Below are 22559 nucleotides of genomic sequence, written 5' to 3'. Positions count from 1 at the left end.
AATCACATAACGAGTTCGTCTTCACCGGCGCGAGCGACGACGATTTCACCGGCGTCTTCGAGTTTACGAATGATATTTACGATTTTCTGCTGCGCGTCTTCCACGTCCTTGATCCGAATCGGACCCATAAAGTCCATATCTTCCCGAAGAAGGTTCGCCGCACGTTTGGACATGTTCTTAAAGATTTTTTCCTGAACTTCCGTATCGACCGATTTCAAAGCCTTCGCCAAATCGGAGTTATCCACTTCTCGCATCACTTTTTGAATTGCACGGTCGTCCAAAAGAACGATGTCCTCAAAGACGAACATCCTCTTTTTGATCTCCTCGGCGAGTTCGGGGTCTTCTTCTTCCAAGGCTTCTATGATGGTCTTTTCCGTTCCCCGGTCTACCAAGTTTAGAATCTCGACCACGGAATCGATACCACCGGCCGACGTATAATCTTCGGAAGCCAAAGTGGAAAGTTTTCTTTCCAGAACCCGTTCGACTTCCCTAAGTACGTCCGGACTGACCCGGTCCATCGTTGCGATTCGTTTTGCGACTTCCGCCTGAATCGTATGCGGCAGGTTGGAAAGAATGTTCGAAGCTTTCTGAGGATCCAAATAAGAAAGAATCAACGCGATCGTCTGAGGGTGTTCGTTTTGGATAAAGTTCAATAAATGCTGAGGGTCGGTTCTTCGAATAAAGTCGAAAGGTCTGACCTGCAAGGAAGAAGTGAGTCGATTGATGATATCGATCGCTTTCTGGTTTCCGAGAGCCTTTTCCAAAAGACCTCGGGCAAAATCGATCCCCCCGTTGGAAATGAATTCCTGAGCCATCATCAGCTCGTTGAATTCTACTAAAACTTTTTCTTTGTCTTCCGGAGTGATCTTGTCGAGTCGCGCAATTTCGAACGTGATCTGTTCAATCTCGTCCTCTCGGAGGTGCTTAAATATCTCGGAAGACACTTCGCTTCCGACCGCGATGAGAAAAACCGCAGCCTTCTGTCTTCCGGTTAGGTTTGTTTTTTTATTCAACACGCCCGAAACTTCCCGTAAGAATTCTATCGGTTAAATTTGAGCGTTTCAACGAAAAGATTTTTCAATCCTGGGAAGAAAATTCTTCACCACAAGTAAGAGTTTCTAAAATAACGCGAGTTCTATATCGCCAATGCGAAAGCGATTGAAGCGGAATCAACAAATTGAAACGACAAAAAAATTTCGCTTTTAGATCGATCTATCAATTTGTTGATTGGAGCCGAAAGCGCGGCCCCTCGCTTTTTTTCCGTAAGAAAAAAAGGCGAGGGGTTCGCCCAAAATTGTCGGAGCAGAGGAAAACTTGACTCGATAAAAGAATCGTAAAACATCGAAACGGGAGATGAATCTTGAAACTGAAAGTTTACGAATATAAAAATTGTTCCACCTGCAGAAACGCTCTCAAATTCCTTTCCGGAAAAAAAGTGGAATTGGAAGTTTTGCCGATCCGGGAAACTCCTCCCAAAAAATCGGAACTCAAAACCATGCTCAAATATCTCGGAAACGAATCGAAAAAACTCTTCAACACTTCCGGCAACGATTATAAGGAACTGGGTCTCAAAGATAAATTGAGTTCCCTATCTCTCGAAGAACAATTGGATCTTCTTTCTAAAAACGGAAACTTAGTCAAACGTCCGTTCGTTCTCGGAGATGATTTCGGCTTTGTTGGTTTTAAAGAAGAGGAATGGAAAAAACGATTTCGTTGATTATAGATCGACGGAACTTCCAAACGTTCCGTTGACGTCGGGCTCGGAAAACGTTTGTGGAGTCGAAGTATATCCGCCCGCTCCGTCGGAAAGATAAAGGTATACGTTTCCTATGTTGGTTCCGCCTACCGAACTGGGAGCGCCAACTAGAACGTCGCTGAAACCGTCCCCGTTGATATCCCCGGAAGCGATCGCATTTCCCATTTCGCCAAAGTTAACCGCTACGGTTAAAAAATTAAGCGAACTCGTAACAAAACCGAACGCGTCACCCGTCGTTAAATACGTAACTGCATGTCCTTGATTCGGAAACGTAGAAGTATAAGAATAACCTCCCGCAAGAAGATCTAAAAATCCGTCTCCATTGATATCCCCCGTTGCGACCGAAGTTCCCGTTTGAGATCCGGCCACTCCCGAAATCGGTCCGCTGACCGCATTCACAAGAACTCCGAAATTGGATAAATACAAATGGACCCTGCCGCCCCCGGCCGATTCTTGATAGGCGCCTACGAACAAATCCGCAAAACCGTCCCGGTTGATATCCGTCGCGACGGCTGAATTTGCATACCATTGGTTTGCAACCGCACCCGTAATCGTTTGAGAATAAACAGTAAAAGTTCCGGCTCCTTGAGCGAGATAAACGAAAGACGCGCCGATCTGCCCGGAACCCACGGCTCCGACAATCGCATCCGATTTACCGTCTCCGTTAATGTCGCCTAACGTGATCGCATAACCGAAAAATGACGTGCTCCCCGCGTTTCCCGGATTGTTCAATTGCTGACTAAACGTGACCCCTTGTCCTAGGTTCGCATTGGAGAAATAAGAATAAACTCGCCCTATGTTTCCGACATCGTACGGCGCACCAACTAGAACGTCGCCGAATCCGTCCCCGTTGATATCTCCCACATCTACGTTCAACAAACCCCCGACCCCGATAGGAATGGAATTGATCGGAGTTGTAGAAAGTCCACCGGCTGATCCCAAAGAAAGATAAACTGCGAATGTGTTTGTTGAACTTCCCACAACGGCATCCGAATAGCCGTCTCCGTCTATATCCCCCAACTTAACGGAATAACCGAAACCTCCGACGCCGTTCAACAAGGTTACCGGAGCGGAATTTAAACCCTTTGTTTTTCCAAGAGAAAGATAAGCCCTTACCCGATTTGCAATCTGAGATCCGATCAAAGCATCCGGATAACCGTCTCCGTTAATGTCCTTATTCGATCCCTTTTGAACCGTAATCGTGGTCGGTAAAGAAATCAATCCGTTCGAAGAAACGGAACGAACCGAAATCGTGTGTAAACTCCAATCTTTCCAAACGCCCGTTGTAGGAAGTGTGATCGGAAGTCCGGCGGCGGGAAGTTGAAACTTCCACTGAGTTCCGGACATTTGCGCGTCAACGAACGGACCGGCATCCAAGGCGACTTGAACTTGGACTCCTGGAACGGAAGAATCGGTTTCCCCGATTAAAAATCCGGTATTTAAAAGACCTCTTGATTTTATATTGAGAATCGTAGGTTGCGGGATTTTTATTACGCTGATTCCGCAAACGGTCGTTTGACCCGAGGTTAAAATAAAATTAACGAACAAGGATTTATAAAAAAGGGAACCGCTCGGGTCGCAGGCGTTTTCCATGGATTTGATAGCACAATTGTGTAAGAGAATAAAAACTAAAAAGAAATATGGAAATCGTTTCATCATAATGTACTCCGAATCGTATTTCACATTCTAAGACGGACGCCTTAGAGGAAGAGACGACGTATTCGATTTTATTCCTTCTTGAATTCGAGTTTTAGAAATTTATTTCCAAAGAAGTTTTAATTTGGTATCGATTATAAAAGTTCGAAACCCTTACCTTCTCTTACGATCGTAATTTCGTCGTCCGTCATGTCCAGAATGGTGGAAAGCTTCACTTCCACGATCCCACCGTCGATGATCCCCTCGACACGAGACCCGTATATTTCTTCGAGAGAATCGACTTCGATGATAAATTCGTCATGGTTAAAAACGGAAGTGGACGTTAGCGGATTCGGGTGAATCTTCAATAATTCTTGTAAATAAATCGCATCCGGAATTCGAATCCCGATTTGTTTTTCTTTCTGATTGGAAAAAGAAACTCTGGGAAGGTGTTTATTGGCGCGCGCGATAAACGTAAACGGACCCGGTGTGATTTTTTTCATTAAACGGAACGCGTCGTTTGAAAGATATTCAATATAGTTGGAAGCGACCGAAATATTGGGACAGATCAAGGAAAGAGGTCGGTTCTTAGGAATATTTTTGAGTTCGTATAATTTTTCAACGCCTGTTTTGGATTGAGAATCCGCTACCAAAGCGTAAACCGTATCGGTAGGAAAAATATAAACCTTTCCCTCCAACAATTTGTCCGAAATTTGTTGGAGTTTTCTTTTTTCAGGATTGATCGGATGAAGGGAAAGAATCATCAAAAGTTAGACTGCTTTTAAAGCCCTGCGGTAATTCCCCCGTCGATTACGATCGTTTGCCCGGTAACGTAAGCGGACGCGTCGCTCGCAAAAAAAATCGCAGCTCCTACCAAATCATCCGGTTTTCCGAGCCTTCCCATCGGAATCGCATTGGTCATCTGTTCCAAAACTTCCGGTTTTTCTTTGATCATATCCGTCATATCCGTATCGATAAAACCCGGACAAATCGCGTTCACACGATAACCCGAACCGATCCATTCCACGGCAAGAGCGCGGGTCATATTGATCACCGCGCCTTTGGTGCCGGAATAAACGGAAGCCAACTTTGTTCCTCTCATTCCGAGAATAGATGCAATATTTATAATATTTCCGCCTTTCTTTTTATGAATCCTATAATAAGCCGCACAAGCTCTGAACACTCCCGTAAAATTGGTTTGAATGATGGATTCGATTTCATCTTCCTTTAAAAAAGCGGCGGGTTTGTTCGAAGCGATTCCGGCGTTGTTAACGAGTACGTCTAACTTTCCATGTTCTTTGACGATGGATTCGATGATGGGAGTCATTACGTCCGGTTGCCGAATGTCCGCGGCAAAACCTTTGATCCCGGAGCCGTCGAACTTTTTGATCGATTCTTCCGAAGAACCCGTTCCATAAACGACGGCCCCTGCTTTTTTAAAACCTTCCGCGAAATGTCTCCCGATCCCGCGAGTGGACCCGGTCACTAAAACCGTTTTGCCTTTTACGTCAAATAAATCGTTCAACGGATCACTCCTGATTGTATTGTGGTTTTACCGGATAACAAGGCCGAATCTCTTCTATGGATCCTCCGCCGTTTGTCATGGACGGTTTTTTTCCGCGTTCCGTATCGAAAATACGGATGAGTTTACGGGAATCGATTCGAATGTTTTTTCCGAAGTCCGAACTTGTATCCTTTGTTTTTTCTTTTTTAGGTTTTTTTTTGGAATATGGATCGAAGATTTCCGTTTCTTTTTCCTCTTTTTCCACGGTAAGATCATCCACAAGAACATCCCGATCAATGTAATGAGTTCCGTCGCTTTCATACGTATTATGGAGCGGATCACAGTCGAACATATCGATCTTGGCTACGATTTGATCGCAAAAAAGAAGATATTCCTTGCAAAGCGATTGAAAACTGGATTCCCTAATTCGATCAAAACTTCCCCGTCTACACGCAGGAAAGATTAGGAAAATCAAAAAACAAACCCAAACAAAACGAAGGCGGAACGGGTTCGGATAACGAAAAAAAATCATACGTTTACTATTTTGAATATTACGGTTTTGTCGTATTTGTTTTAGGAGGATTTTGAGCGGAATTCTGACTTTTGGTTTCGCTTTCTTTTTGCGGTTTTCCGGAAAAAATTCCCAGTTTTAATTCGTACGACTTTAAGGTTTTTGTTCTGTCTTTTTTCCTTTCTTCCTCCGCATTCAAACGACCTTCCGCGTCGTCCCAATAAATCAATTCTTCCGGTTTTAGATAATCGGAATCGAGGATTTTATTTTTGGATATTTTATCCGAAAGGGAAAGTTTGGAATCCTCGTTTTTTCCCAGAAGAATTTTAATGTGATAGAGCGAAAGAAGAGATTGTCTTTGGTAATAAAGAGCGGAGGTTCTTTCTCCCTTTTCCAATTCTTTGGTAGCCGCCTTAGACGTTTCTCCGGAACGAACATAATATTTTTCTAATACTGGCAGAATCGATCGATTTTTGTTTTTTTCGTCCAAACGAATCGACACGATCATAGGGGCCAATTCCTGTGCCAATTGAATCGTTCTGTTCTCGTAATCCTTACGAATGGTTTCTTCCAACGGAAGGATCGTTTTAAAGATGTTCTCAAACGCGGTCGTGGCGTTTCCGTATTCGGCTTTCAGATAAAGAGTTTCGGCCTGTCCGTAATCCGCGGCGAGTTTGTCCAAGTCCTGTTTTTTCCCGAAATTCAAAAGAGAAATTCGAATTCCTTTCAATCCGAGAAAGGCCTTTTTTCGGATCGATTCCAGTTTTCCCGTTTCGATTAGTTCTCGATCGGATTGAACCTTTTCTTTTTCTTTAGAATCCTTAGATTCGTTTTGCGAAAAGAGCGAAACGTTCCAAAGAAAAAAAAGTACACAAATTGCAGATCCGATTTTTTTCTGCGGAGTTTGTTGATTCTCTTTCATCCGTACCAATATCGGCAGGAAAACGGATGCAAAGCAAGGCTTTTCTCAAACCTTGGATCTATGATCGTGCTCAGATCCAGATCTCCGCGCCGAAAACAAGTCTTGGAATCCCTGGATCTTGATTTTAGAATCGAGGCGGAGGATATAGACGAAAGTTCTTTGAAAGACGAACGTCCTCTGGAATATTTAAAAAGGATTTCTTTGTCCAAGTTAGGCACAAGATCCAAGGACGAATTTTTGATTTCCTGCGATACGATCGTCGTTCATGAAAATTCGATTCTTCAAAAACCCGAAAACTTTTCGGAAGCGACGGAAATGCTCCGAAGATTGTCCGGAAAAACTCACATGGTCTATTCCGGATTGGGAATTTATGTTCAAGGGCTTGAACGGTTCGCGTTCGATTCTTCTCGAGTTCATTTTCGTTCTTGGGATCGCGAACAAATCCGAACTTACGTCGAAAAATATTCTCCCTTGGATAAGGCGGGGAGTTATGGGGTTCAGGATCGGGAAGGACCCGTTCTGTCTTTCGAGGGATCTTATACGAACATTCTCGGATTTCCGATACGAATGTTTTTTCAATATCACGAACTTTGGAAAAAATATTTAAAAGGAAATTACGCGTAGAAATCGATCAAACTGCCTCGAGTCGTCGGCACGGATTCTTTGGGCGAAGAAAAATTACCTTTTCCGCCCGCGTTACGGTCGGAGTTAAAATCCTCGCGGCGAATCGGTTCCACAGCCTGCACTTTTCCGCCCATACGAGCCGGACTTACGTAAGTCAAAGTTTCGTTTGGGAAAGAAATCCTCTGGACTCCGGAACTGATATTCATATTTTAATCTTCGGAGAATCGATTCTTTACCTTAAACAATTCTCCCGTTTTTTTAAGGATCGAAGTTACTTCCAATTCAAGTTGAATGGCGACTAAAACCAAAGAATATAAAAATTCCATTGAGTTCCTGGCGGATTGGAACAAGGAATTGCCGCAAATCGTTTTTGTCGCGGCCAAAGAATCCTATGAATTCGAAATTCTCGCGGAAAAATATAAGGAAGCGATTCGAAAAACGGGAGAACCTTTCGAAATCGTAATTTTCGTTTCGGAACCGGGAGACTTTGAAAGATTTCAATCCGAAGCCTTCAACTTGGACATGTTCTCCAATCGGAAATTATTCATCATCAAATCGGGACTTGAATTTTTCAAACCGATCTCGGGCGGAAAAGGAAAGAACAACGAATCCTTACAAAAACAATTTTCGAATTTTCCGGACTCGATCCAACTTCTGATTCACTACAATCACTGGGAAGTTCCAAACAAAGTTCTTCAGATCTTCGGGGGAAAAGCCAATCTAATCAAAACCAAAAACTTTTATCCGAGCGAAACCCGCGCGGGTTTTTTACAAGCCTGTAAAGAAATCGGAGTTCAATTGGATGAAGACGCAATGGATGAATTCCTTCACAAGATTCCTCCGTCGATGGGAGCGTATTTACAATCGCTTTCCAAACTCAAACTTTATCTCCTAAAAAAATCCTTCACGAAACAGGACATAGAAGACGTTTTATTATTCAGCGGAGAATTCAATTCTTCCGGCTTGGTGGATTTTTTTATGGAATCGGATCGAATTCGTTTTTTCAAGGAGTTGAGAAAATTTCAAAGCGGAAAGGACTCCTTGCTTTTATTTTTTTCTATCTTAAAGGAAAGAATCGATCAGCTTCGTAAGTACAAAATCATTTCTAGAAAATACGAAACTTCTCTTTCCGACGAGGAACTTTACGAACTTTTGGACATTCAATCCTACAGCCCCGCGCGGAAGAATTTTGTTCGAAACCGTCTTAGAAAAGAAGCCGCTTTTTTTTCCGATAAGATCATCGGAGAACTTTATGATTTTATGATAGAGATGAACATCCGAATCAAAACCAGTTCGGAAAAGGAAGGATCGGAGTTTTACTTCAGTCGCCGAATGGAGGATCTTTTCCTTCAGCTTCGCCGGAAAGACCGAATTCTATGATCTTTCTGTAAATCGTTCTTTCCGAAATTCCGAGTATCTTGGCCGCTTTTTCCCTGTTTCCGTTTACGAGTATCAGATTTTTTTTGATAATTTCCCTTTCGTAATCCTTTAAAGGAATTCCCGTTTTTACTTCTATAAACTCCGAATAGACGTAAGAAGTTTCGAACATCTGAGGCGGAAGATGTTTTACGTCGAGGATACGAACGGCGAACAAGGAAATCATACTTTCCAGAAGATTTTTGAGTTGTCTGACGTTTCCCGGAAAATCGTAATTAAGCAAAAGCTGAACTAGTTTTTCGCTCAATCGGATTTCTTTTCGTTTATACTTTTCGGAAAGAGTTTCCAAAAAATGTTTAATCAAAAGAGGAATGTCTTCTTTTCTTTCCCTTAAATCGGGAAGATCCAATCTAAAGTTTGAAATTTCGAAATAAAGGGATTCTAAAATTTGACCGGCTTCCAGTTTCCGTTTCCATTCTTTGCCGGAAATAAAAACGAAACGAGAATCGCTCCGGTTTTCGCGGATTTTTTTCAGAAGATAAACCTGAATCTCCTTGGGGAAATTCGGAAAATCCTTAAAAAGAAAATACGTGTTTTTTCCTTCGGAAAATATCGATTCGAAATTTTTTTCGTTTTCTATATTATCGGAATCTAAAATGAGAATGCGAGGATTTAAGCCGGATAAACCGGCAATCAGCTTGGAAACGAAAGTTTTCCCGCTGCCCGGACCTCCCGTAACGAATAAGGGCAACGTATTTTGAGACAACGATTTCAATCGATTGAATATCTTAATCGAATTCGAAGCGTTGCTGATGAAAATGTGTTCTTCGGAATTCAAATGCCGATCCCTTTGTGAAGATTATAACCCTTTGACCTGAAGAACTTTACCTCGGATAATACAATCAAAAGAACTTTTATTCGTATGTTGAAAATAATTTCTTACTTGAATGGGCGTACATTCCAAAATCTGAGAAGGAGAAATAGGATACTTTTCCGTAAGACCTGCGACGTTCGCAACACCGTCCACAGCACTCGCGGATGGAACATAAGTCGTCCGATATAGGATCTGTTCGTCGACTTGGGGAGTTTTTATTCCGGGCGGAAGCGAAACCCAAAAAGCCTTTTCACCGGATTTTACCAAAACCTCCGTTCCACCCTCCCCTTTAAACCCGTCTTTAAATAGGACTTGAGAAAGTAAAAAGGAAAGATTGTCCCGTAAAGAATCCGATGTAAGAATTTTATCTCCCGTCAATTCGGAATATATTTCCGTAAAATTCAACGGATTGATCGATTCCGATTCCGCGTATTTTCCCGAATAAGAAACCTTATTGAGCGAAGATTCCGGCGGAGTTTGGCTCGGAGAAACGTCCGAATACGTAAAATAAATCCGCCTTCCCCGGAATATGAGAGTTTTTGAATCCTTTACCGTACTTACTCTTTTGAAATACGTTATCTCAAAAAGATTTCCCTTTGGAAGAATTCCTTTAAAAAACTGCGTTTGAGATACGGCAGAATACGGCGCGGTAAACAATTGAACCCTATAACCGGAAGACTGGAGATCCTGAATTGCGGAAGATAAAGTGGAGTTTGGAATTTTCCCCTTTGCGTTTGTAAGAATGATTATGTCTTGAACGTTTTGAGAACGACTTCCCGGCCGCACTAACGTGCGTTTTGTGCTAAGTAAGGCTTCCGATAAATCGTCCAAACTTGATTTGCCGAACGATTTTAGATTTCCGACCTGAGTTCTTAATTCCGCCAAAGAACCGGCTTTAGGAAGAATTGAGACCTTTCCCTCGGAGAAAGTTACGATCTGCATCCCGGTCATCGAATCCCAAGACGCATTTTTAACAAATTGCGCCCACTCCTCCCTTTCTCTTTGGAAAGAAGGAGACATATCGATAACAAAAATGAATTCTCTCTCAACCTTATTCGAAGCCGTGGTTTGTCTTTTTTTAGTAGGAATCCATGGAAAGGAACGTTCCGTCATGGATCGCATCAAAAAGAAAAGATCCGATTTTTCGGAAAGATGAAATTCATCCAATCGTTTCTGAGTGCAATCGTAAACGGCACGATCGAGAGAAATATTGTTTTGAAAACCGACTTCGTCTCGAACTAAGTAGTCTACGGCCAATTCGGAACAAATTTTTGAAAAGTCTTCCTTACCGAAACGAGAACTTTTAAATTTGTTAAAAATTTCTTTATCTCTGATTTTTTCAGTCGTATCCACTTTTGCTTTTAGCAGTAAGTTCGCGTAAAAAGCCCCTAATTTGGAAATTTCTTGCCATCTGTCATCGATCCTTTCCAAAGTTGCGGGTAAGTTTCCCTCAACTTTTCCCGGAAGAAAAATTATATTCGTAGAGAATACGGGATGAGCCACGAAACAAAGGAAAAAGAATAAATTTCTTAACATGTATGATTCAAACGAGTTCTTAATTTTATTATGAGGAAACCCTGGATTCAAAGCAACCTATTAAAAAATGAGTTGCACAAACTCGACAAAGTATTAATTTTTTTCATTTAGTAGATCAAGGAGAAAATAATGATCAATAGACTTATCGCTCTATCTGTAGCAACAATGATTTTTGTAGCTTGCTCCAGCACTGACACAGGACAAAAGGACGCAACATCTGTAGGTGATGGCGGTTGGACATTCGAAGGATGGGGTGGACCTCCGGAGCAAAATAAAGACGGAAAAACACCAAGGGATACGAATCCAAAAGACTGGTACTATATTAAATTTTCCTCCAGAGCATCCGTTAAAGCAGTAACTAAGAAAAGCCAAGCGATGATGCAATCCACATGCCGCGAAGCTTCCAGACTTCAAGGCGCATCCGACGTTGTGAAAAAGATGGTTGGTGAAACTGTAGAAGCGGCTTCCGGCGTTTCCGACGGTGAAGCAACCGCGTCCGTAATCGTTTCTCAGTCTCAAGGTGTTGTAAAAGGAGTTGGGGTTTACGAATGTAAAGCAACCGGTTCCGGATCCGATCCTAAAGACATTTCTAAAGACAACTGGGAAGAATGCCAGTGTGTTATTTACGCAAAATTTGCCGGTGGAAAAGACGCTCTGGTAGCGAAAGCACAAGAAGTTTCCAACAAACAATAATAAACTGAGTTATAAAGCTTAACTTGTTTATAAGCCCCGCCTTAAAAAAGCGGGGCTTTTTATTTCTTAGTAAAGAAGTTTATAAAAAATCGGGCTTCAAAGAGAATTTCCGAGAGCGCCTTAAAATCAGAATTTTATTGAAGAACGATTCCGAATTTTCCCGCTAGAGCGTTTATATCCGCGTTGAATTCATCCTGTTTCGACGCCGCCTTTTTCAAAGCTTCCGTCGCAACTTGAAGGATCTTATTCTTTTCCTCGTCGGAAACGGAGTTATATCTGGAAAGTTCCTGACTGGATTTTTTCAACAGCTTCACGGTTTCTCCAAGGAGCGCGTCTTTGCTTAAGGAAGCCGATACCGTTTTGATCCAAACGTCGTAGTAGTTATTCAGTTTTTCTTCGGTTAAAATGGAATCATAACAAGTCACTTTGGAAAATTCTCCGATGACTTCCTGTTCCAAACAATACATCCCTCTTTTTAACTTACCCTTGGTGTTTGCGGTGATCGTCGGTTTTACGAATGCGTCATCCGAATCGTTCAACACGAAATAAACGTTTTCAGAGAAATTTTTCACAGGCGCATAACCTTCTTTGTTTTCTACGGTCTTAACTTTAATGAATGTTACGGTCGAAGTTCCTTTCTTTGTAGCAACTTCCGTATCGACGGTTTCCAAACCGGTCACTTCTTCCATTCCGTAAACAAGACCGACTTGATCTTCTTTTTTATCGGAACCCGGGACTTTATAAATCCACTGGTCGAAATTGGCAAATCGAGTTCCGAGGATTTGTGCTTCTTGCTTTTTTTCTTCCTTTTTACATCCGATCGTAATCAGCAAAGCAAAAAAAAGAATTAAGAATAACTTTATGTGTTTCATACAATGTTTCTCCGTTTCTCGAAGTTTTTAAGTTCGCGGAGAATTTAGTCAAGAAATAATGGAAGAGGTTAGAGTGTCGCTACAACGTTGTGTCGTTTATCGGACAGGAGAAGATCTTCGAATCGATTCCAGTCCCTTAGTTCCAATAACTCGGTTTTCCAAGCCGGATCAAATTCCAGACCGTTCAGGTATTTCACGAAATGTTTTCTGAATAGAACGATACCAAGTTCCTCACCAAAGTCTTCTACCATCCAACGAAGATGTTCCAAGATCACGGTTGAAACATCATTCCAAGATAATTCTTCCTTTTTGATTTCTGAAAATATCCAAGGATTTCCGATCGCGTTTCTTCCGATAAGAACTCCGTCTAAGCCGAATTCTCGAATCTTAAAATTTGCTTCTTGGAAACTTTTAATATCTCCGTTTCCGAAGACTGGAATTTTTCTATTCGCTTTTACCTCGCCAATCGCATCCCAATCCGCAAGTCCCGTATAAGCCATTTCCTTTGTGCGACCGTGAACCGTAAGAGCGTTCACACCGGATTCTTCCAAAATTTTTGAAACTTCAAGATAGTTACGAGTTTCAGAATCCCAGCCGATACGAATCTTTGCCGTAACCGGAACGTTGACTCGTTTTTTCATCGCCTCTATGATTTTTCCGGCTAACGCAGGTCTACGCAAAAGTCCGGCGCCGGCGCCTCGTAACGATACCTTACGAGTGGAACATCCCATGTTCAAATCGATGATATCGGGTTTTAACTCTTGGATGATTTCAGCAGCCTCGGCGATGATCTCCAAACGGTTGCCAAAAATTTGAAACGTGATCGGACGTTCTTCCGGATCAAATCGAAACATTTTCAGAGCCTTGGGCGCCCTGTGAACGAGTTCATCGGTGTTTACAAATTCCGTATAAGAAAAAGCGGCTCCGAACTTTTTACAAATTCTACGAGTCGGAGAATCGGAAATGCCGGCCATCGGGGAAAGTGAGATTCTCCCCGGAATCGTGACGTTTCCGATCTGAATCATTGAATCAGCTTTCTCCTAGAACCGTGAAATCCTGCACTTTATCGTTGTCTTTCAGATCTACGATACGAACACCGACTGCGGTTCTTCCTAGTTTAGAAATATCGAATGCGTTAATTCGGATCGTCATTCCTTGTTGTGTGATCAGAATGATCTCATCTTCGCTTCCAACGGAACCGGTTCCGACGGAAAATCCGTTCTTCTCCGTTACTTTAAGATAGGCCATTCCTTTACCGCCTCTTCCTTTCGCGGCAAACTCCTCAAAGCCAAGACGTTTTCCATATCCCTCTTCGGAAACAACGAAGATATCTTCTCCTTCTTTGAACTTGCTGAGTCCGACGATTGCGTCGTCTTCAGACAGTCTCATTCCGGTAACACCGCTCGCGGTCCTTCCTTGAGCGCGGATAATAGTTCCTTCGATACGAAGAGCCAATCCTTTTCTTGAAAAGATAATAACTTCGTCTTTGTCAGAGATCGCTTCTACTTTAATCAAATCGTCTCCGTCTCGAAGTCCGATCGCGATGATCCCGGATTTTTTAACGTTTCCAAATTCTTTCAACTGAATCCGTTTGATAAAACCGCGTCTGGTCACCAAAAGAAGATCCTTGTCCATGTCTTCTTCTCTAAAGGCAAAGATCGAAGAAATGTATTCGTCTTCTCTCAGGTTGATAATCGCTTTTAGAGATTTTCCTCGCGCTTCCTTGGATGCGATCGGTAACTCGTAAGCTTTCATGACGTAGACTTTTCCGATGTTGGAAAAGAACATGATGCTATCGTGAGTCATTGCGGCTTTCATGATTTTAATCACATCGTCGCGTTTTTGCGACAGACCTTGAATTCCTTTTCCGCCTCGTTTTTGTCTTTTAAATGTGTCGATCGGCAAACGTTTTACAAACTGATCGTAAGTGATTTGGATTACGATCTCTTCGTCTGCGATCAAGTCTTCGGCGTTGAAGGAAGAACTTTCTATACTTTCGATGGAGATTTCGGTTTTTCTTTTTGTGCCGTATTTATCTCCGACTTCTTGGAGTTCGGTACAAACGATGTCGCTTACGCGGGAGGGTTTTGCAAGAATGTCCATTAAATCCACGATAAGTTTTCTGACTTCTTCCAACTCATCAATGATCTTTTGAACCTCGAGAGAAGTAAGCCTTTGCAATCTCATTTCCAAAATCGCGTCCGATTGAACTTCGGAAAGGCTAAAACGAATCATCAATTGTTGTTTCGCTTCCGGAGGATTTTTAGAAGCTCGAATGACCTTGATCACGTCTTCTATATTTTCTAAGGCGATCTTCAATCCTTCCAAGATATGGGCGCGTTTTTCCGCCTTATCCAAGTCGAACTGAGTTCTTCTTACGATGACTTCTCTTCTGTGCGCGGAATAAGCGGTTAAGATTTCTTTAATGTTAAAAATCTTAGGTTTGTTATCCAAAATCGCGAGCATCGTGATTCCGTAACTTACCTGAAGCTGAGTCATCTTGTAGAGTTGGTTTAATATGACCTGAGCATTTGCATCTTTTTTAATATGAATTTCGACTCGAATTCCTTTTCGATCCGAGAGATCCAATATTTCGGAAATTCCTTCGATGTGTTTTTCGTTAACAAGATCCCCGATTTTTTCGAGAAGAACTTTTTTGTTCACTTGGTAGGGAATTTCGGTGACTACGATTACTTCTCTTCCGTTCTTCTTTTCTTCGATATCGACTTTCGAACGAATTCGAATCGATCCCTTTCCGGTCGTATAAGCGGAGATCAATCCTTCTCCACCAATGATAATTCCAGACGTTGGAAAATCCGGGCCCGGTACAATTTTAAGAATCTCAGGAATTGTAATCTCAGGATTTTTAATCACTGCGATTACGGCATCGATTGTTTCCTTAAGATTGTGAGGTGGAATGTTGGTCGCCATCCCAACTGCGATTCCGGAAGAGCCGTTTACGAGTAAGTTTGGAAAGTTAGCGGGAAGTACGTCCGGCTGCTGTTTCGTATCGTCGTAGTTAGGCGAGAAGCTGACGGTTTCTTTTTCGATGTCGCGTAACAATTCTTCGGCGACTTTTTCGAGTCTTGCCTCCGTGTATCGATACGCCGCGGGGTTATCTCCGTCGATGGAACCGAAGTTTCCTTGGCCGTCGATCAAAGGAACTCGTAAGGAAAATTCCTGCACCATTCTTACGAGGGCTTCGTAAACGGACGCATCCCCGTGAGGGTGATAGTTACCGATCACTTCCCCCACGATCTTAGCGCATTTTACATACGGACGATCGCTTCTCCAAGCGCGTTCGTTCATCGCGTGTAGAATTCTTCTGTGAACGGGTTTTAATCCGTCTCTCACGTCCGGAAGCGCACGACCGACGATCACAGACATCGCGTATCCCAAATACGCTTCTTTCATTTGATCTTCGATTTCTACGGGAATGACTCTGACACCGTTTTTAAGCGCTTCCGCAATATCCGGTTTTCCGGCGATATTATAGCTTAGGACTTTTGTTTCGTTTTCCATCTCTTGACTCATTTCAGAATTCCCTTTGGATCAAAGATCCAAGTTTGCAACCTTAGCCGCGTTCACTTCGATAAACAATTTTCTAGGTTGTACTTCGTCGCCCATAAGAACGTTAAACGTCTCTTCCGCTTCTACGAAATCGTCCAACTTAACTTTCAGAACGACTCTGTTGGAAGGATCCATCGTGGTTTCCCAGAGTTGTTCCGGATTCATTTCTCCGAGACCCTTGTATCTCTGGATCACAACTTTTTCAGTTCCGATCGTCTTTAGTAATTCTTCCTTTTCCTTATCCGAGTAAGCGTAAGTAGAATTCTTACCGTGTTTGATGAGATACAAAGGAGGTTGTGCTACATAGAGAAAACCTTTTTCGATCACTGGACGCATATAACGAAAAAAGAATGTAAGTAACAAGGTTCGAATGTGGGAACCGTCGATATCCGCATCCGTCATAATCATAATTTTATGATATCGAATTTTATCGATATTGAATTCATCTTCACCGATTCCGGTTCCGAGCGCGGAAACCAAAACGCGAATTTCTTCGCTGGAAAGAATTTTGTCCAATCTCGCTTTTTCAACGTTCAAAATTTTTCCTTTCAGAGGAAGAATCGCCTGCGTATTTCTATCTCTTCCTTGTTTTGCGGAACCGCCTGCGGAATCCCCCTCGACGAGATAAATCTCGGAAAGAGCGGGATCTTTTTCGGCGCAATCGGCCAGTTTACCCGGAAGACCTCCTCCTTCAAGAACCGTTTTTCTTCGAGTAAGATCTCTCGCTTTACGAGCGGCTTCTCTCGCTTTCGCGGAAAGAATACATTTTTCTAATATCTTTTTTGTAATGTTCGGATTTTCTTCAAAGAATAAAGTAAGACCTTCCGAGGTTAAGGTCTGCATAATCCCTTTGATCTCGGCGTTTACCAATTTTTCTTTTGTCTGAGAATTGAATTGAGGCTGAGGAATTTTAATCGAGATAACGGCGGTTAAACCTTCTTTAACGTCTTCCCCGGAAAGACCCGTTGGATGTTTTTTAGAAAGAACCGTATCCTTTTTTAGAAAGTCGTTTAACGTTCTGGTGAGAGCCGCGCGAAAACCCTCTAAGTGAGTTCCGCCTAAGTTGTTGTTGATGTTGTTGGTAAAACAAAAGATACTTTCCGTATACGTTTCGGAATATTGGATCGAAATTTCCGCCAAAACATCGTCTTTGTTTCGCTCAAAGTGAATGACCTTGTGCATCGGATGTTTGTTTTCGTTGATATGCTCTACGAAAGAAACGATCCCACCTGAAAACTGAAATTCGTTCCGAAGGAGATTTTCACCTTCGCTACCGCGTCTACGATCTTCGACGATCAGAACCAAACCCTTATTCAAAAAAGCTAATTCTCTAAAACGTGCAGAAAGCACGTCGAACTGAAAATCCACCGTAGTAAAGATGGAAGCGTCCGGTTTAAAGCGAACAATGGTTCCTCTTTCCGAAGAATCACCTTTCATTTCCACGGGAGAAACCGGGATTCCTTTCTCGTATTTCTGCGTATAAAACTTTCCTTTCTGATGAACTTCAACAATGAGATATTCGGAAAGAGCGTTTACGACAGAAACACCGACTCCGTGAAGACCTCCCGAAACCTTATAAGCGTCGTTTTCAAACTTACCACCCGCGTGAAGGATGGTCATTACGACTTCGATCGTGGAAATTTTTTTATCGGGATGAATGTCGACCGGAATTCCTCGACCGTTATCTTTTACTTCGATAATGTTATCCGGTAAAATGGAAATTCCGATTTCCGTACAATGTCCGGCCATCGCCTCGTCCACGGAGTTGTCCACGACCTCGTAGACCATTTTATGAAGTCCCGTATCATCCTGAGTTCCGATATACATTCCCGGACGTTTTCTAACAGCTTCCAGACCCTCTAAAATCTTGATCTGACCGGCGCTGTAGCTAGCTTCTTCTTGGCTCATTTTTTTCGGACCTCAGGAATAGTTTTCCTGAAAACCATAGGGAGGCAAGGAAATTCATCGAATCATCAAAGATATTGAAGAATCTCTAGGTAACGTTTTTTAACTTCGGGGTCTGTTTCTTTTTCAAGAATGGCGATTAAGTCATCCTTGCCTTCCAAGCCTTTTTTTTCCTTGGTTTCAGGTAAAGCGGGAGAATAGGAAGTCGTTAGTTTACCGATGGAAATCTCAATCGAACGAACGATTCCTTTTCCTAAAAACCGAGCGGACTCTCGGAGGATGCGATTTTGCAAAAAAAGTAATTCTTGTTTATAAGCGTTATGAGAAACGAGAATTCGGAGTTTACCGAATTGAATCGAGTTTACTTCCGAATGCGAAGCGAACACGGGACCTATTATTTCCTTCCAACGGTTTCGAAGCGTATGAATGGAAATTTTTTCCTGTAGATTTTCTTCCGTAATTCCCATTTGATTTAAAACGGAACGAAACTCGGAAGTTTCGATTTTTTTGGATGAAATCAAATCGTCTTTCATTCTACAGATTGGACGTTTCCTTGTCGAATTAGAAAAATCTGTTTTTGATCCTGAAGTTTACCGACATAATCTTGAATTCCTTCCAAATCGGTTGTGGTAAAAAATGCCTGCCCCGCGTTTACGACAAGGTCCACAAAATACTCTCTTCGTTTAACGTCTAATTCCCGAATTACGTCATCGATCAATAAAACCGGCGTAGTATTTAATACATTTCTATAATAATTGAAAGTAGCGGTTTTTAAAGCGATTACCGTACTTCTTTTTTGGCCTTGAGATCCGAACTCGGTGATATCACGTTCGTTGCTTCCGATAAAAAGATCGTCTCTATGAATTCCTACCGAAGTGTAACCGAGCCTCAAATCCCTTCCCAAATTACGGCCGAGCTTTTCTACGAATTCGTTTTCGTTTTTTACGTTGGGTTTGTAAGTCATTTCAAGTTCGTCTTTTCCACCGCTCAATCTATTCAGGTTCGTTTGATAAAACGAGTTTAATTCCAGGACGATTTCTTCTCTTTTATTAAGAATGATAACCCCTTTTTCGATCAGTTTTTTATCCCAAATCGACAGATGAGAGGCATCGGAGCCGCCCGTTTTCAACAAAGCGTTTCTGTGCTTTAGAATTTTATTATATTCAAGAAGGGATTCGAGATAAAACGGATCGAAAGAGGAAATAAACGCATCTATGAATTTTCTTCTTTCTGCCGGACCCGATTCTATGATTTTCAAGTCCATTGGAGTTAATAAAACCGTAATAAACTTACCGATCAGATCGGTTCTTTTTTTTACTTCTTCTTGATTGAACTTTAATTTTCTTTTAACCGTAGGTTTTGCGGTAAATCCGATTTCCAACACGGATTCTTTTTGATTTTCTTGGATTCTTCCCCTAAGAAAATAATTTTCAGAACCCCATCGAATCAAATTGGAATCCTCGGGTTCGCGAAAACTTTTCAACCAGGACAACATACAAATCGCTTCGAGAAGATTCGTTTTTCCCTCTCCGTTATCTCCCACAAAAAAAATAAGCCTGGAATTGAAATCCAGGCTCAGTTCTTCGTGATTTCTAAAATTCTGAAGAGTAAGATGTTTTAAAAACATTACAGCTTATCGTTAAATTAAATTTTATTCTACGGAAATATCAAGCTGCAAAGTTCTTTCGAATTTTGCTCGGAGGTTCTTATAATTTCATCGGCATTATCACGGATATAAATTCAGGATCGGACGGATCCTTAAAGATAACCGGGGAACTGGCGTCCGAAAACTCGATCTTGACCTCGTTGTCGTCGATCGATCTGAAAATATCCATGAGATATTCTCCCTTAAACGCGATCGTAACTTCGTCGCCGGAATATTCTATCGGCTTGTTGATACTCGCTTCCGAAGCGCCGAGAGTTTGAGCGAATAAATTCAAATTGTTTTTACTAAACGTTAGTCTTACTTGTCTGGAAGGTTCTTCCGCAGCAGTAAGAACTTGCCTGAGAGAAACTTGAAACTCTTCCTTGGAAATGCTTGTGGAAAATTTCGTGCTCTTCGGGATGACTTGTTCGTAATTTGGAAAATTTCCTTCGATCAACTTACATAAGAGTTCTATGTTATTGGCGGAAGCATAAATCTGACTGTCGATCAAACCGATGTTGCCGGTTTCGGAAGTTGCGATCATTTTAGAAATTTCTCGAATCGCTTTTGCGGGAACGATAATGGAATCTTTGAACTGTAAGGGAGAAGGAAGATTTCTTTCGATTTTGCAAAGTCTCCTTCCGTCCGTTCCGACAAAGATCAGTTTGTTTCCGTCGGGAATCATATAAAGACCGTTGAATATAAATCTTTGATCTTCGTGTGCGATCGCGTAAGAGGTTTTGCGAATCATGTCGTTTATCAAAGTGCTCGGAAAAGAAGAAACTTGAGAAGGATTTACTTTAGAAATCGTTTTGATTTCTTCCGCGTCCATTCCGCTGATTTTGGATTTGTAATCGTTCTTACCGGATGCGTCCGTAATGTAAGCAATGGAAGAATCACCGTCGGATTCTTCCAAAGACAAAGTCGTCTCTTCAAAGTGAATCGTTTTAAAAAAACTGGAAAGTTGTTTTGCGGGTAACGAAATACTTCCCGGATTAACGACTTCCGCAGGCACAGATGTTTTGATCGAAATTTCAAGATCGGTAGCTGAAAGAAAAACTTCCTTCCCTTCCGCTTCTATTTTAAGATTTGATAATATAGATTTAATTTCTCTCGCGGAGATTACACCTTCTACTGCATGAATTGCTTTTAAGAATTCCGATGTATTAACTTTGATTTTCAATTTGTTTCTCCTAGTTTCTTTTTTAATTAAATAGATTTCTTATTATTGTACAGTTGTAGGAGTAGTACCTGTAGATATGTACATAAAATCGTATTCTTTAAGAATACTGAAATATGTCTCATTCTTTTTGAAAAGAGAATTTTCTTTTCAGACATAATTCTTGGTCATTTTCTAATACAAAGCGACAGTAATTCTGCATTATGTCTTATTTACAGATTTAATAATCTTTTTTAACGCTGATTTTATAGTTTATAAACAGTTTATTAACAGTGAATAAAATCGTTCTTTCCCTGTTCAAAAATCTTTTCCTTATTGAAGCCTATATTTGGAACTGATCCGTTCCACTAAAAAGCGCATTTCTTTATTGTTGGAAAGAAGTTCCTCGGCTTTACGAACTCCGTGAATTACGGTCGTATGTTGAGTTTGAAAAAGTCTTCCCACCTGAGATTTATTGACTTTGAAAATATTGTGTAATAGATAAAAACAAATATGACGCGGAATGATTAACTCTTTTTTTCTGCTCTTTCCCATAATCTCGGCCGCATTTAAATTGAATTCTTTCGCAACGGATTCTATGATCCGATCGTGTGAAAATTCCACGTTCTTTTTACGATAAAGACGGTTCTTGACGATTTCCTTTACCTTGTCCAAATTTAAGAAAAGGAGCGAGTAAGATTTTTTATATAAGTAAATATCGTTGAGCGCGCCGAGAAGAAGTCTTGTATCTTCTTCGATTTGATCCGCTAAAAAATCCAATATGTCCTCGCTCAAACCGAGATCCATAATTTTAGAATGATATATTACGATTCCCTTTCGAATCTCTTTATCGGGAAATTGAATGTCCGCTTGAACTCCCGTTACGAATCTGGATTTTAATCTTTCATGAATTGTAAGTTCGGAACTCGGACGATCCGATGCGATTACGATTTGTCTTTTTCTTTCAAAAAGGAAATTGAATAACGCAAAGAATTCATCCTGAGTTTTTTCGGCGTTGGTGGAAAGAAGTTGAATGTCGTCCACAAGAAGACAGTTGTAGGATTGATATTTGATCTTAAAACTTTCGATAAGTTCTCTGGATTGTAGAGCAAAACGAAACTCGTTCATAAAAGAGGAAATATCGACGTAACATACGGTTTTCCACGGATCTTTTTTGATGAGTTCGGATCCGATCGCATGAAGCAAATGAGTTTTTCCCACTCCCACGCTTCCGAATAAATAAAGAGGATTGATTTCAGCCGGTTTTCGAACACATTCTTTCGCAGCCGTGTAGGCCAAACGATTACAATCGCCTACGATAAAGGTTTCGAAGGTATAATCCGGATTGAATTGAAAATCTTTTTGATCGAAGGATTTTTCCAAAATGGATTGAAGCGGAGAAGCCGCCTTTGTTTCGATTAGGATTTCAACGGGAATCTTATCACCGCAAGCTTCTAAGATCGCATTTTCGATTATACTTTGATATTTTCTTTCGACGTGGGTTTTAATCGTAGCCGAAGGAGCGATGATCGTACATTTCTCCGAATTAAAAGTCTCTAATTTTAGAGTATCAATGAAGCGTTCATAATATTGAGGAGATATTTTTTTAGATACTTCCTCCAAAATTTTATTCCAAACTAGATTCAACGCTTCCTCCAAAAATAATAAAACAAAAAGCCCTCTCGTTTGAAGAGACTTCTGCGGGTTCGAACTAAAAAAATTCTCAATTCGATTGAATAAAACGATTTTTCAATTCGGCTCCGGAGTCCCGGAACCCTACGAATGAGAATACAGTATTTTTTGAAGAAGCCTTGTACTCAAATGAAAATTCCGGAATTGGAATCTTCCGCTAAAAAAAGAAGATGTTTATGTTTTTAATAATTAATTATGTCTCAAATATAAAAACGATCTATTCACATACTTCAGACGACGTTTGGCTGAATGTTTTTTAAGGAATATATATTCAAATTTTAGAA

The 22559-nt window shown here is 41.3% G+C and carries 21 protein-coding genes; 4 read left to right on the top strand and 17 right to left on the bottom strand.

The window, feature by feature from the left end; translation table 11 throughout:
- Positions 1-2: 2 nt before the first annotated feature.
- Positions 3-1016: a flagellar motor switch protein FliG gene (gene fliG / locus LEP1GSC194_RS00900; protein WP_000932791.1), complete on the bottom strand. Its 1014-nt coding sequence runs from the start codon at positions 1014-1016 to the stop codon at positions 3-5.
- A 344-nt stretch (positions 1017-1360) separates the two neighbouring features.
- On the opposite strand from fliG, the gene LEP1GSC194_RS00890 reads away from it, so the two are divergent.
- Positions 1361-1717 (top strand): arsenate reductase family protein, encoded by a 357-nt coding sequence (locus tag LEP1GSC194_RS00890; protein ID WP_017807883.1) that lies wholly within the window; start codon positions 1361-1363, stop codon positions 1715-1717.
- Here the strand turns inward: LEP1GSC194_RS00890 and LEP1GSC194_RS00885 are convergent, their stop codons facing one another.
- The 5 genes from LEP1GSC194_RS00885 to LEP1GSC194_RS00865 all read right to left on the bottom strand — a co-directional run bounded on the left by LEP1GSC194_RS00885 (position 1718) and on the right by LEP1GSC194_RS00865 (position 6328).
- Positions 1718-3412, bottom strand: coding sequence for an FG-GAP-like repeat-containing protein (locus LEP1GSC194_RS00885; RefSeq protein ID WP_036040600.1), 1695 nt, complete (start codon positions 3410-3412; stop codon positions 1718-1720).
- Positions 3413-3546: 134 nt separating this feature from the next.
- Positions 3547-4155 (bottom strand): L-threonylcarbamoyladenylate synthase, encoded by a 609-nt coding sequence (locus LEP1GSC194_RS00880; protein WP_020771863.1) that lies wholly within the window; start codon positions 4153-4155, stop codon positions 3547-3549.
- Between the two features lie 17 nt (positions 4156-4172).
- On the bottom strand, positions 4173-4916 hold the full coding sequence (locus tag LEP1GSC194_RS00875) for an SDR family NAD(P)-dependent oxidoreductase (protein ID WP_020771881.1): 744 nt from the start codon (positions 4914-4916) through the stop codon (positions 4173-4175).
- Between the two features lie 4 nt (positions 4917-4920).
- The gene (locus LEP1GSC194_RS00870) at positions 4921-5427 is read right to left on the bottom strand and encodes a hypothetical protein (protein WP_020771775.1); all 507 of its coding nucleotides are present in this window, start codon (positions 5425-5427) and stop codon (positions 4921-4923) included.
- A gap of 19 nt (positions 5428-5446) precedes the next feature.
- Entirely contained in the window at positions 5447-6328 is an 882-nt protein-coding gene (locus LEP1GSC194_RS00865; protein ID WP_020771791.1) for a hypothetical protein, read from the bottom strand.
- A gap of 60 nt (positions 6329-6388) precedes the next feature.
- Between LEP1GSC194_RS00865 and LEP1GSC194_RS00860 the strand changes: the two genes are divergently transcribed.
- Positions 6389-6952, top strand: coding sequence for a nucleoside triphosphate pyrophosphatase (locus LEP1GSC194_RS00860; RefSeq protein WP_036040508.1), 564 nt, complete (start codon positions 6389-6391; stop codon positions 6950-6952).
- On the opposite strand, the gene LEP1GSC194_RS00855 is transcribed toward LEP1GSC194_RS00860, so the two are convergent.
- The gene (locus LEP1GSC194_RS00855; protein ID WP_017809296.1) at positions 6943-7158 is read right to left on the bottom strand and encodes a hypothetical protein; all 216 of its coding nucleotides are present in this window, start codon (positions 7156-7158) and stop codon (positions 6943-6945) included. The two genes, LEP1GSC194_RS00860 and LEP1GSC194_RS00855, sit on opposite strands and share 10 nt — an antisense overlap.
- A gap of 85 nt (positions 7159-7243) precedes the next feature.
- Here LEP1GSC194_RS00855 and holA point away from each other — a divergent pair, with 85 nt between their 5' ends.
- Entirely contained in the window at positions 7244-8332 is a 1089-nt protein-coding gene (gene holA, locus LEP1GSC194_RS00850) for a DNA polymerase III subunit delta (RefSeq protein ID WP_020771803.1), read from the top strand.
- On the opposite strand, the gene LEP1GSC194_RS00845 is transcribed toward holA, so the two are convergent.
- Positions 8274-9167: an AAA-type ATPase lid domain-containing protein gene (locus LEP1GSC194_RS00845; protein ID WP_036040505.1), complete on the bottom strand. Its 894-nt coding sequence runs from the start codon at positions 9165-9167 to the stop codon at positions 8274-8276. The two genes, holA and LEP1GSC194_RS00845, sit on opposite strands and share 59 nt — an antisense overlap.
- 21 nt (positions 9168-9188) lie before the next feature.
- The gene (locus LEP1GSC194_RS00840) at positions 9189-10739 is read right to left on the bottom strand and encodes an LIC10012 family protein (protein WP_020771849.1); all 1551 of its coding nucleotides are present in this window, start codon (positions 10737-10739) and stop codon (positions 9189-9191) included.
- Between the two features lie 129 nt (positions 10740-10868).
- On the opposite strand from LEP1GSC194_RS00840, the gene LEP1GSC194_RS00835 reads away from it, so the two are divergent.
- Complete coding sequence (locus tag LEP1GSC194_RS00835) at positions 10869-11432, top strand: lipoprotein LipL21 (protein WP_036040502.1); 564 nt, start codon at positions 10869-10871, stop codon at positions 11430-11432.
- A 134-nt stretch (positions 11433-11566) separates the two neighbouring features.
- Here the strand turns inward: LEP1GSC194_RS00835 and lenA are convergent, their stop codons facing one another.
- The 8 genes from lenA to dnaA form a co-directional block, all read right to left on the bottom strand.
- Positions 11567-12304 (bottom strand): lipoprotein LenA, encoded by a 738-nt coding sequence (gene lenA, locus LEP1GSC194_RS00830; protein WP_020771993.1) that lies wholly within the window; start codon positions 12302-12304, stop codon positions 11567-11569.
- A gap of 68 nt (positions 12305-12372) precedes the next feature.
- Positions 12373-13329, bottom strand: a complete 957-nt coding sequence (gene dusB, locus LEP1GSC194_RS00825) for a tRNA dihydrouridine synthase DusB (protein WP_020771744.1) — start codon at positions 13327-13329, stop codon at positions 12373-12375.
- A 4-nt stretch (positions 13330-13333) separates the two neighbouring features.
- Positions 13334-15838, bottom strand: a complete 2505-nt coding sequence (gene gyrA / locus LEP1GSC194_RS00820; protein WP_020771996.1) for a DNA gyrase subunit A — start codon at positions 15836-15838, stop codon at positions 13334-13336.
- Between the two features lie 18 nt (positions 15839-15856).
- Positions 15857-17782 (bottom strand): DNA topoisomerase (ATP-hydrolyzing) subunit B, encoded by a 1926-nt coding sequence (gyrB, locus tag LEP1GSC194_RS00815; RefSeq protein ID WP_020771829.1) that lies wholly within the window; start codon positions 17780-17782, stop codon positions 15857-15859.
- Between the two features lie 65 nt (positions 17783-17847).
- Complete coding sequence (locus LEP1GSC194_RS00810; RefSeq protein ID WP_020771890.1) at positions 17848-18312, bottom strand: DciA family protein; 465 nt, start codon at positions 18310-18312, stop codon at positions 17848-17850.
- Positions 18309-19406, bottom strand: a complete 1098-nt coding sequence (recF, locus tag LEP1GSC194_RS00805; protein WP_020771928.1) for a DNA replication/repair protein RecF — start codon at positions 19404-19406, stop codon at positions 18309-18311. The genes LEP1GSC194_RS00810 and recF overlap by 4 nt, the downstream gene beginning before the upstream one ends.
- 79 nt (positions 19407-19485) lie before the next feature.
- Complete coding sequence (gene dnaN, locus LEP1GSC194_RS00800) at positions 19486-20607, bottom strand: DNA polymerase III subunit beta (RefSeq protein ID WP_020771986.1); 1122 nt, start codon at positions 20605-20607, stop codon at positions 19486-19488.
- Positions 20608-20916: 309 nt separating this feature from the next.
- Positions 20917-22230 (bottom strand): chromosomal replication initiator protein DnaA, encoded by a 1314-nt coding sequence (dnaA, locus tag LEP1GSC194_RS00795; RefSeq protein ID WP_036040594.1) that lies wholly within the window; start codon positions 22228-22230, stop codon positions 20917-20919.
- Positions 22231-22559: the final 329 nt, after the last annotated feature.

The sequence above is a fragment of the Leptospira alstonii serovar Sichuan str. 79601 genome, assembly GCF_000347175.1.
Classification (GTDB): Bacteria; Spirochaetota; Leptospiria; order Leptospirales; family Leptospiraceae; genus Leptospira; species Leptospira alstonii.
Note: the sequence above shows the minus strand (reverse complement) of the source record. Positions and strands in the feature narration are given on the sequence as shown.